The sequence below is a fragment of the Endozoicomonas atrinae genome (assembly GCF_001647025.1).
Lineage (GTDB): Bacteria > Pseudomonadota > Gammaproteobacteria > Pseudomonadales > Endozoicomonadaceae > Endozoicomonas > Endozoicomonas atrinae.
On record NZ_LUKQ02000183.1, the window covers coordinates 1 to 11,072 of the forward strand.

Annotated in this window: 13 protein-coding genes; 11 read left to right on the top strand and 2 right to left on the bottom strand. The window is 48.0% G+C overall.

Annotated features, from left to right (window positions below; all coding sequences use genetic code 11):
- Positions 1–728: 728 nt before the first annotated feature.
- The 4 genes from AK963_RS20085 to AK963_RS20100 all read left to right on the top strand — a co-directional run bounded on the left by AK963_RS20085 (position 729) and on the right by AK963_RS20100 (position 2,983).
- Positions 729–1,427, top strand: coding sequence for a nucleoside recognition domain-containing protein (locus AK963_RS20085; RefSeq protein WP_066017213.1), 699 nt, complete (start codon positions 729–731; stop codon positions 1,425–1,427).
- 2 nt (positions 1,428–1,429) lie between these two features.
- Complete coding sequence (locus AK963_RS20090) at positions 1,430–1,897, top strand: YjiG family protein (RefSeq protein WP_066017214.1); 468 nt, start codon at positions 1,430–1,432, stop codon at positions 1,895–1,897.
- Between the two features lie 101 nt (positions 1,898–1,998).
- The gene (locus AK963_RS20095) at positions 1,999–2,277 is read left to right on the top strand and encodes a DUF406 family protein (RefSeq protein WP_066017215.1); all 279 of its coding nucleotides are present in this window, start codon (positions 1,999–2,001) and stop codon (positions 2,275–2,277) included.
- Positions 2,278–2,374: 97 nt separating this feature from the next.
- Positions 2,375–2,983, top strand: coding sequence for a tRNA-uridine aminocarboxypropyltransferase (locus tag AK963_RS20100; RefSeq protein WP_066017216.1), 609 nt, complete (start codon positions 2,375–2,377; stop codon positions 2,981–2,983).
- On the opposite strand, the gene AK963_RS20105 is transcribed toward AK963_RS20100, so the two are convergent.
- Positions 2,980–3,528: a thioredoxin family protein gene (locus AK963_RS20105; RefSeq protein ID WP_066017217.1), complete on the bottom strand. Its 549-nt coding sequence runs from the start codon at positions 3,526–3,528 to the stop codon at positions 2,980–2,982. The genes AK963_RS20100 and AK963_RS20105 overlap by 4 nt on opposite strands.
- A 143-nt stretch (positions 3,529–3,671) precedes the next feature.
- On the opposite strand from AK963_RS20105, the gene AK963_RS20110 reads away from it, so the two are divergent.
- The 4 genes from AK963_RS20110 to AK963_RS20125 all read left to right on the top strand — a co-directional run bounded on the left by AK963_RS20110 (position 3,672) and on the right by AK963_RS20125 (position 7,298).
- On the top strand, positions 3,672–4,274 hold the full coding sequence (locus AK963_RS20110; protein ID WP_083232799.1) for a TetR/AcrR family transcriptional regulator: 603 nt from the start codon (positions 3,672–3,674) through the stop codon (positions 4,272–4,274).
- An 8-nt stretch (positions 4,275–4,282) separates the two neighbouring features.
- The gene (locus tag AK963_RS20115) at positions 4,283–5,239 is read left to right on the top strand and encodes a phosphatase PAP2 family protein (RefSeq protein WP_083232800.1); all 957 of its coding nucleotides are present in this window, start codon (positions 4,283–4,285) and stop codon (positions 5,237–5,239) included.
- A 64-nt stretch (positions 5,240–5,303) separates the two neighbouring features.
- Positions 5,304–6,314 (top strand): nucleoid-associated protein, encoded by a 1,011-nt coding sequence (locus AK963_RS20120; protein ID WP_139117547.1) that lies wholly within the window; start codon positions 5,304–5,306, stop codon positions 6,312–6,314.
- A gap of 198 nt (positions 6,315–6,512) precedes the next feature.
- Positions 6,513–7,298: a hypothetical protein gene (locus tag AK963_RS20125; RefSeq protein WP_066017221.1), complete on the top strand. Its 786-nt coding sequence runs from the start codon at positions 6,513–6,515 to the stop codon at positions 7,296–7,298.
- Between the two features lie 78 nt (positions 7,299–7,376).
- On the opposite strand, the gene AK963_RS20130 is transcribed toward AK963_RS20125, so the two are convergent.
- Positions 7,377–8,153, bottom strand: a complete 777-nt coding sequence (locus tag AK963_RS20130; protein WP_066017222.1) for an SAM-dependent methyltransferase — start codon at positions 8,151–8,153, stop codon at positions 7,377–7,379.
- A 68-nt stretch (positions 8,154–8,221) separates the two neighbouring features.
- Between AK963_RS20130 and AK963_RS20135 the strand changes: the two genes are divergently transcribed.
- From AK963_RS20135 to AK963_RS20145, 3 genes are all read left to right on the top strand, one after another.
- A complete protein-coding gene (locus tag AK963_RS20135) occupies positions 8,222–9,139 on the top strand; it encodes an aspartyl/asparaginyl beta-hydroxylase domain-containing protein (RefSeq protein ID WP_066017223.1) in 918 nt (305 codons plus the stop codon).
- A gap of 99 nt (positions 9,140–9,238) precedes the next feature.
- Complete coding sequence (locus tag AK963_RS20140) at positions 9,239–9,478, top strand: DUF3094 family protein (RefSeq protein WP_083232801.1); 240 nt, start codon at positions 9,239–9,241, stop codon at positions 9,476–9,478.
- A gap of 130 nt (positions 9,479–9,608) precedes the next feature.
- Positions 9,609–10,922: an FAD-dependent oxidoreductase gene (locus AK963_RS20145; protein WP_066017224.1), complete on the top strand. Its 1,314-nt coding sequence runs from the start codon at positions 9,609–9,611 to the stop codon at positions 10,920–10,922.
- Positions 10,923–11,072: the final 150 nt, after the last annotated feature.

The following is an 11,072-nucleotide window of genomic DNA, read 5'->3' on the forward strand; positions in this document are numbered from 1 at the left end:
GAAAATCAACATCATTAAAACCTTCGGGTAGCTGTGGTCGACGAGACATCTGTTCTAGATAATGCATGGTAATGATGCCTAAGCATAGTTGGCGGCAGCTTAAGGATTTAGAAAATGCGATTGGTATTACTTCTTTAATGAGTACAACAAGGCGCAGCCTATACCAGAAACACGTAAGAAAAAAGGGAAATCACCTACCCACGAAAAACCCCACATCCTCACAGAAAAACACCCCATTCTCGTTTAACTCCTTCAATTTTCAACAGAGCACAACACATTGCCACTAATGTGTCCGGAAAAAGTTGATCGAAATAAAAAGGCCTTTTCGTAAGAACCGAAACCAAAGTACGAAATACTGCGTCTAACCCTGATTCTATCTTGCACAGCAGACTTATAAGCTCTCAGGCAACGTAAATTTTTTGATCAGATTTCTAGGGCCTGTTGACGTTTCGTTGCGAGCTCAGTGGCTCAGAAAAGTGTCATATGCGCGAAAGACTTGTGCCGCACGTAGTTATTCTACGTCAAGCAAGTCTGACAAAGCAGATGGCGCTTTTCTGAACCACCCTGAGGGCGCATCAGGGTGCCCCTATGTCTTCGTTGCGGCATTTTGAAAGGCAACCAGCCTTCCTGCAATGCCGAGCCTCGTCACAGGGACGCCCTGATTCGCTGAGCACACAACGAAACGTCAACAGGCCCTGCAACTCTTGTAAATATCCCAGGGGGAAACAATGAAAACTGATGACCAGGAAAAGGTCTCCATCGGAGCCTATATAGCACTGGCATTTGCTGTCGTGTTCTTTTCCGGACTGCTTAAGTCTAATGAGTGGTATGGTGTCTTTGATTTCACCACTCTGAATGGCAGCTTTGGTAAGCTGATGAAAGACGCTACTGGCGGCATGTCTGCTTTCCGTGGCGTGGGTGGTAGCGGTGCAGCTGATGGTTTTTTGTTTGCCCTGGGTCTGGTTCCTACGGCAATGTTTGCCCTGGGCATGATCGCTGTGCTTGAGCATTACGGCGCACTGAAAGCCGCCCGTAAAATGCTGACACCGCTGCTTCGCCCCCTGATGGGCATTCCTGGTTCTACCGGTCTTGCTATTATCGGCAGCCTGCAGTCCACCGACGTTGGCGCAGGCCTGACCAAATCGCTTGCAGATGAAGGCGAACTGACTGACACAGAAAAAGATGTCTTTACCGCATTCCAGTTCTCTGGCGGTGCATTGATCGTTAACTTCTTTGGTTCCGGCGCCATTCTGTTCACCCTGTCCGATACGACGGGTGCTGCAGTTCCCGGTTCTATTGGTCTTGCCCTGGCGGTGATGTTTGTCTTCAAAATCGTAGGCGCCAACATCATGCGTTTATACCTGAAGACAATTGACAAGAAATCCGGCGAAAAAGAAATCACTGCCAAGACTGCGGAGGCAAACTGATCATGAGTGCTGCACCAGAAAGTAAAAAGATGATCACTGACGTCTTTGTTGAAGGCGCCCGCAAAGGCTGGGGCATCGGTATCGGGAGTATTATCCCTAACATCATGATGGCCTTCGTGATCATCAAGATTCTGTCCCTGACCGGTTTCCTGAATGTTCTGGCTACCGTGTTCGGCCCGGTGATGGCGCTGTTTGGCGTACCTGGCGAAGGTGCTGCCGTACTGATGGCAGCAGTGATGTCCATGGGCGGAGCGGTTGGTGTTGCCGTAGGCCTGTTGAATGAAGGTGCCCTGCACGCCCGCGATATCGCGATTCTGGCTCCCGCTATCTACCTGATGGGTTCCACTATTCAGTACGCTGGCCGTATTCTTGGTGTTATCGGTACCGATGGTCGCCGTTATCCTATCTTGTTCGGGATCTGTATCCTGAACTCCCTGATGGCCATGTTTGTCATGAATCTGCTGGTGTGAACCAGTATTCAACGCTATGATCCAGCTTCAATAATAAAAAAGCTGGGGATTTCCCCGGCTTTTTTCGTCTGGACGACTGTATTTTTATGAGGGTAGTAGCCATGAATGAGAAAGACCAGTACGAAAGCCTAGCCTGCAACTGCGTAGAAGTTGGCACTATCATTAAAGAAGACGATACCGTTCTGACTATTGACTTATCCGGCGTCAATGCTGAATCGCGATTTGATGACCTCAAAGAAGAAGCGGCCAAAATCGGTTCCGGTAACTGCAAAATCTCTTCTGAAATCGTTGATGAAAATGGCCAGACAGTGATTCGAGCCATGTTTGAGTTTGACTGCACCGCTGAAAAACTGATTTTTCAGATGAAAAATCCTAGCTAACCTCCTCTGCAGCAAATAAGCCTCCCTTCAGCTTATTTGCTGCTTGCAAACCCCTTCCTATAAACTCATATACCCCGAGCAGACACTCCAATCATCAATGTCCAGAGAAAGCTGCACCCATTGCCTTAAACCAGTCAGCCTGTGCTACTGTCACCTCATTGAAGCAGAAGATGCCTGTATCGATCTGGTAATCCTCCAGCATCCACGGGAAGCAAAACACCCATTAAACAGTGCACGCATCGTGGAGCTGGGCATTAAAAATTGTCAGCTCTGGGTCGGAGAGGATTTTTCTGAACATCAGCAATTGCAGGCACTATTGGATACAAAGTCCTGCTACCTGCTATTTCCGGCAAGTAATGCCCGTGCCTGCAGAGAAGTACTTTCAGAGACGACTCCGGAAGTTGTGATCATCCTTGATGGCACATGGCGAAAGGCCCGCAGAATTTATCACTGCAACCCTGCTCTGCAGAAGCTGCCTGCCATTACACTAAATGATACCGCTCGCTCAAATTACCGAATCCGAAAAGCACCGGGTGACGAAGCACTGTCAACCGTCGAAGCTTCTGTCACCTTACTCAGGGAAATCAACCTGCAAACTGACTCCCATGCGTCACTGCTGAAGGCCTTCAACTGGATGATTGATCAGCAGATAAAATGCATGGGTGAGGATACCTGGCGAAAGAACTACGCAGGACGCGACCGTTAACTTTCACGCCATTTTATATTGCATCCGACACTGGGCTTTTGATCGTCACTGACGGGCAATCCCTTCAGCAAAGCGGTCATAGCACTGCGGAGATCATTTCCTGTCACCGGCTTGCCATTCCCGGGCCTTGAGTCATCAAACTGCCCTCGATAAATGCATTTCAAATCAGCATCAAAAAGAAAAAAATCTGGCGTACACTCAGCGTTATAGGCCTTAGCCACCTTCTGGGTTGCGTCATAAAGATAAGGAAAACCATAGCGCTTTTGGGCCATCAACTCAGGACCATCCTTCGGATAATCAGTCACATCATTAGCACTGATCGCAACAATCCCAAGATCAGTACCATGAAACTCCTTACCCAATGCCACCAGAGCCTCTTCGATATGAACAACATAAGGGCAATGGTTGCAGATAAACATGACCAGAACCCCCTTACTGCCAGCCACATCTTCCATTGTTTTTTCAGTCCCGGAAAACACGTCCGGCAAACTGAAATCAGGAGCTTGAAAACCCAGTTCAACCATAAAGGAAGGTGTCAGTGCCATGATGTGTCACCTCTGGAATAGTGGCCTGTAACGTTTGCGCAACACTTGGGAATCATGGCACAAGCCGACCATTAGCACCACAGGACTGTTAACAGAGATAAAAACTCTGCTAACTTAGAGTGACAATAATCAATAAGGCGCCTATGGGACGATCATCCTCATTCAATCGACAACAAGTGATAAGCGATGCTCTTGAACTCTTCTGGTCCAGGGGGTTTTATGCCTGCTCATTGAAGCAGCTGGAAGAAGTCACCGAAATGCATCCGGGCAGCCTTTATTATCATTTCCAAAATAAGGAACGATTATATATCTGTGTTCTCGAACACTATCTTGAATGGCAACTTCAACCAAGAATCGATAAATATCTGTCCTACGGTCCATCACTTCTTGAGCTCCGTCGCTTCTTCACCTCAGGTTATCGCCATGGACAAGGAGCCAGCTATCGAAACTGCTGTTTCCTGGTGACCACCAGCAATGAGCTTCACCTGCTACCACCGGACGCGTCAAATCTGGTAAAGAAAGGCATCCAGCTGCTGCGCAAAGGTTTTATTGACTTTGTTGACAAATTTACCGAACCGAAAAAAAAGAGTGGTGCTACTATTGACCATGAAGTCATCGCCAGCGAGCTTCTGAACCTGTATCTAAGTATCCAGCTTATGGCCAAAGTAAACCCAAATCAGCATGCCTTGGACAAACAGGTCAAGCAGAGCCTGGACAACCTCTTTACTCCTCTCCTGTCCCAATAAAGTAAGCCATGATGGATTCAGCCCAACTCATTGCCAGTTCTCAGGCAATGCTAGCACCATTAGATTTCTGGCTTCGCATAGCGTCCACCGCAGGATACTTGAGCGGCTATCTGCTTATCTGTGCAGCCCTCTACTGGAGCGGTTTCATATCACTGGCTACACGGCTCACCTGTACCATACTGGCCAGCACATTGTTGTTTGGTGGCTGTCGGCAGATATTCGACTCTCCAAGGCCTTATTATGATCACCCCGAGCTCTTCAATGGCTGGAAAGAACATCGTTGGGGCATGCCCTCGGGGCATAGCCAGAATGCCGTCGTATTCTGGGGAGGCGCATTAATCAGCACCCCTACCAGATTATTTAAACTGTTGGCAGTGGCACTTATTGCACTGATTGCTATTTCGCGACTCTACCTAGGAGTTCACTATCCTTCCCAGATCATGATGGGACTGATAAACGGAGCCTGCATCGTTCTGATCACCTGGAGATATGGCGCAAGGTTTATAAACTGGCTGCAGAACAAACGTTTTCACCAACAGTTGCTCACCCTTCTATTGCTAACCTCAATCCCATGGCTGGCAACGACTATTGCTCATGAGGTATTAGGCTTCGGGTCGGGCAATGGCAGCCCGTACCCTTATCAGAAATTGTCCTTTTTTTCGGGCTTATTGTTTGGAACCTCTCTGGCTGTTCTGATAGCCAGCACTCAAACTTCCTTCACCATGCTCGCGCCATCCTGGAAACTGATCAGTACTCGAACGATTCCCGGGCTGTTAACAGTACTATTGGTCTGGCCATTTCGCTTTGAGCCACAAACAGGTACCGAGCAGACTTTTGTTATCTACACACTGATCTGGCTTCAGGGTTTTGGCATCAGCCTGTGGGCAGCGTTGATTTGGCCTCTTTGTCACTTCCAGCTTCTGGGACAACAACACTCCCGAAGAGATCAGGAATTTGTCGAGTAAAGCAAAACACGCAGAATCCCTGTACCATATTGAGCCATCAATCCAGATTTTCCAGCATCAAATCATGACCATCAAACAGATTATTGTTCACAAACTGGACCTTACTCATGGTTCAGAACAGCTACACGCCATTCCTGCTTCCCAGAGTCTGGTCTCCTCCCCCTCCCTGGAGCTGGTACTGGATGACTTGCTACAAACCTATAATAAAAAACCTGACAAGTGTTATGGCCAGTTTTCCGACCTGGCGGAGGAGGGTTTTCCCAAGCGCCTGAAGGAATATATGGATCAAAGTTCGGATGAACAGGCTTCAGGCTTTACTCAGTTCACCACACAAACACTGACCCGCCTTGGGCAAAACCTCAGTGAGGCCGGAGCCATCAGTGGTGGCTACGTCATGTTCGCAGACTATCAACAGGGTCTGACCCGTTATCTTCTGCTTTGCATGCTCAGCAGCCAGAACAGTGTCACCATTACCGATGAGCTGACCATTCAAGACACGTCCTACCTGGACACCGCTCGAATGTCTCTGGCCTGTCGTATCAACATTACCGACTGGCAGAAGAACCCGGAAGCCGGGCGCTACTTATCTTTTCTTCGCCCAAAAGGAGGCAAACGTCTCAGCACCGTATTTCAGGAAGTGATTGGCTGCAGTGAAACCAGCAGCAGTAAAGAAGAAGCTGATACCCTTCTCAAGGCAGTAGAGGCATATTGTCAGGAGGAGCCGGTAGAAGAGAACAGAACGATAGTTAAACGACAGGTTTACGATTACTGCCAGAACAAACTGGACGAGGGAGAAAGTCTCTCAATGCAGGAGCTGACCGGCCACCTGAGCGAAGCTGGCCCGGATGACTTTGCCCGCTTTGTAAACACCCGGGATTATGACATGAGCAGCCCAATGTCTCCGGAACGCCGAAAATTGACACAACTTGTGCGCTACACAGGGAGAAGCAAGGGACTCAGCCTCTCTTTTGATGCAGAGCTGCTGGGCGGACAGATTCGCTATGATGAAACCAACGATCAGCTGATCATCACAGGCGTTCCTGACAAACTGAAAGAGCAGCTTAAACAGAAGTAAGCATCTACCAACTAAAGGCTATCTATACCAGAACAACTTTGATACAAATAGTTATAAGGGATTGATCTGGCACCCACGGATGGGTGCATACATCATACTGCAGAAGCTTTCATCGCAGAGGGCATACAGGTCTGTTTCCTACAGCGAGCATCCGGCTTGCCGATAAACACCTGATAAAAACCCAACCCGGAAGCCACTATGATTTTTCGTGCAGCAATGGTTATCACCTTGTCCACACTCCTGCTGGCATTCGGTGTTAGAGCAAGCGAAAAAAAAGCCTCTGTTGTATCTCCTGCAATGATCATCCAGCAGCAGATAGCACTCAATGAAATACTGATCAGCATTCACCGCCTGCAGATTGACTTTCTCGACCAGGGTGCCAGAGAAGCCCTACAGCAAGCGCAGCAATCATTAAACATCAGCATCCACACCCTGCCAGAAAGCCTTCACGATCCAGAAGCAAACAACCTGCTCGTAACCGTCGTGTCGCTCTGGCCTGTAATCAGCAAACACATTACCTGGCTGAGCACCATTCCAGCCAGCTACGAGCCTCCCTCTGCAACCTCATTGCTGCGAGTATTGGCTAAAATGGATCGTCAGCTGTTGCTGCTGAGACAAAAAATCGCCAACACCTTACCTGGAAACACTGGTAAGCCACGCTTTCTGGAGCAAGCGCTACTCATGCAATATATGACCAGAGACTACCTGAGCCTGCTGGTTTCAGAACAAAATGCCAAGGCCGCCATTGCCAGCCAAATGCAACTGAAAACACTGGCCAACCGTTTTGATCAACGAATGACCGCTTTTAATGATGAGTTAAGTGATCATCCACACGCCATGGAACCAGTCCAGCAGGCACACGCCGCCTGGTCGTTTATACACAGCAGTTTTGAGAAATTTCCAGAGCAGAAGACTCCTGACCTGATTGTGCGCTATGGCAAACGGATTGTCAGCAACCTTTCCTCCTTGCAACGCATGTTCTAGGCTCTGTTGATATAAGAGAGTTCTCATTAACCAGGTCAAGATAAACGCTTTCAGTCGTTGCTATTCTCGTATAGAAAATCATGCTTCATTTTCTACCGTCTCCCTCTGAGGAGCTGTTACAGAATAGCTATCTGACTCACTACTGCCAGACTCCATAACCCTCAGAACTTCAGTAGCAGACATTCTTTCCTGTAGAAAAACTTCCGCCTCCCCCCACTCAAAAGGCACAGTGAATTGGTCAGTAACCTTAAATGCCTGTTGATGAAGAAATGGCTGCAGCGCATAGCTGACCGTAATAATTTTTATGCCTGCGGGCAATTCGGCCATACGCTCAGCCAGCTCGGTAATCACATAGCCATCAAGATTTGAGCCATACAGATAGATAATTGATGCGTCTTCCAGTGGAGATTCCATATAGTCGTCACAACGAACATCAATACCATGCAGTCGCATACGCTGGCTGGTACGCTGTAAACGCCAGCAGAACAGTGGTATCTGCTCAATAGCCGTAACCTGACACCCCTTAACTCCCTGCAACCAGATACTGGTAAAACCACTCCCGGCACCAAGCTCAAACACATGGTCATCAGCGGTCACACCAGTTCTTTCAGCAATTACCTCCAGACTGGTCAACGGCGTTTCGCCATAGACATAAATATTATCCGCCTTGATGCGACGCTGATAACGACGACTGACAGCATAAGGGCTATCCAGAAGATAACTGAGCTTCAGCCACAACCATGGAAAAACAAACCGTGGGTTTCGGCCATAGCTTTTCAGCTCCCTGAAACTCTGCCGCCATTGATAACGCCATTGCCTGAAAGCGAGTCCCAACAATTCCCTGTTAAGCTTCATCCCTTTGCCCCTGTTTGAGAAGTGAGAACGAACTATAGTTATCCAGCATCACGTAATGGATAGTAACCATGATTGCAGACTTACTGGCTCCAAAGCTCCTGTTCATTTACTACTGCATTGCCGCTGCACTGTATACCCACCATAGAGGAAACGTTCGCCACCAACCATTTCGACAACTCAGTGATCACTCAACCTTTATGGCGCCTGTGAACGCCATTATGTATCTGTTCTCGAAGGTGCCCTGCACCCCTTATATTAATACCAGCCACTTTCCGGAACTCAAAATGCTTGATGCCAATTGGGAGGTTATCCGTGATGAGGCCCTGATGCTTTACAGGCAGCAGCATATAAAATCTTCTGACAAGCTGAATGACATTGGGTTTAACTCATTTTTCAAATCCGGCTGGAAACGATTCTATTTAAAATGGTATGGAGATGAGCTGCCCTCTGCCACTGCCTTATGTCCATCAACCGTTAACTTCCTGAAACAGATTCCAAATATCAAAGCCGCCATGTTTGCCATGCTCCCCCCCGATAGTCGACTGGTCAAACACCGTGACCCTTATGCCGGATCACTCCGCTATCACCTTGGATTGATCACCCCCAATCACGAGCAATGTTTTATAAATGTTGATGGCGAGACGTATTACTGGAAAGATGGGGAGTCGGTAATGTTTGATGAAACCTACATACACTTTGCTGAAAACAGCACCGACACAGATCGTATTATTTTGTTCTGTGACGTAGAGCGCCCTTTGAACAATCCGCTGGCCGGAGTGTTTAATCGCGCATTCTCCCGCCTGGTAATGGCGGCCAGTGCCACCAAAAACCTTGATGGAGACAGGGTTGGAGGACTGAACAGAGCCTTCCAATACCTCTACCAGATTCGCCTGCTGGGCAAACGGATTAAAAATTACAACAGAACGCTTTACTACACATTGAAATGGATGCTTTTTCTTAGCCTGCTATACGCCATTTTCGGTTGAGGGCTGGGGAAGATTGATAAATCGGTCAAAAACTGTACTATCGCTTTCCGCTGATCGAAGAATGTACTATGTTTTGGCTGAAGAAAGGGAGTTATCACCATGAGCCAAGACACTACAGCACCTATCACCGATAAAAGGCACTTTGCTAATTCCACTCAACAGTCCAAGCGGCTTTATCCCGAAGACCAGGAGAGAGTCGATCAGTATTTAAAGGAAGGGGTTAATGAAGTCGAACGTTCACCATTCAGGCCATTACGCCTGATGGCATGGCTAACAGTGGTTATTGTTGTTCTCGGTGTATTAAGCCGTTTCATCGGCTACCTGGTTATACCCTCCTGAATGAAGGATATGCAACCAAAGAGCTGACTGACAAATAACGATAAACGGAATTTCGACCCGATTCCGAATTGAGAACAGCATTCATAGTTTCATAGTTTCATAGTAATTAGAAAATAAAGCTGGAATAAACGTGAACAACGAACTCCATAAAATCGTGATTATTGGTGGTGGTGCCGGAGGCCTTGAACTGGCCACTCGCCTGGGCAAGAAACTTGGAAAAAAACAGCGCGCTGAAATTACGCTGGTTGATGCTCAGAATACCCATTTCTGGAAACCACTCCTGCACGAAGTGGCAGCTGGGTCTCTCAACGCCTTTGAGGATGAATTAAGTTATCTGGCACAGGCCAAATGGAACCACTTCAAGTTTATTCCCGGTAAGATGGAAAGCCTGAATCGCGCAGAAAAATCCATCGGGCTCAGCCCGATTACGGATGCCAGCGGCCAGCAGGTTGTGCCTGCCCGCACCCTGAAATACGACCAACTGGTTATTGCGGTGGGCAGTACAGCAAACGACTTCAATACGCCGGGTGCCAGAGAGCACTGTCTGTTTCTGGACAACCGTCAGCAGGCAGAAAGAATCCACACCACTCTGATTAACCACTACCTTCACGCTCAGGCAAGCGGCAACGAGACCACGAAGCTTCGAATTGCCATTATTGGCGCGGGCGCAACTGGAGTGGAGCTGGCAGCAGAACTCCATTTTGCCGCCATTGAACTTGCTCACTATGGACTCGATGCCATTAAGCCAGAGGACTTGGAAGTTACCATCATCGAGGGTGGTGAAAGAATATTGCCGGCACTGCCTGTTCGAATCAGCAGCAGTGTTCATAAGCAGTTAAACAAAATGGGGATTCGAGTGATGACCCAGCAGCTGGTGAGTGAAATCAAGGCTGACGGAGTAACGACCCGTGATGGTGAGTTTATTGCATCTGACCTGAGAATCTGGGCAGCGGGAATCAAAGCTCCTGAGTTTCTGTCTAATATTGACGGTTTGGAAACCAATCGGATCAACCAGCTGGTCGTTCGACCAACTCTGCAAACGACGCTTGACGATCAAATCTACTCAATGGGCGACTGCGCAAGCTGCACCCTGACCGACAGTAAAAATGAAAGCATTACTATTCCTCCCCGTGCACAGGCCGCTCATCAACAGGCATCACTGCTGGCCAAAAGCCTGATAGCACAAGTCAATGGCTCCACCCCACTGGAATTCAATTACAAGGATTACGGTTCCCTGATTTCCCTGAGTCGTTTCAGTGCCGTAGGAAACCTGATGGGTGCCATTACCGGCGATATGATGATTGAGGGAACGCTGGCCAAATGGTTTTACATCAGCCTGTACCGAATGCACCAGATGACGCTCTTTGGCAAGCTGAGAACCGGGACATTGATTTTGAAGGATCTGATCAGCAGAACAACCCGACCACAGCTTAAGCTTCATTAAGCTTAGCTTTTAAAAGCCTTCTAATACCAATTCCATTTTTAAATTATGAAATAACAGCCCATGAACGGGAGCATAGACTTTTCAATCGGCCAACTTCAGAAAGTAATTCATTCCATGCCTCACAGCATTTATTGATAATATCTTCATAGT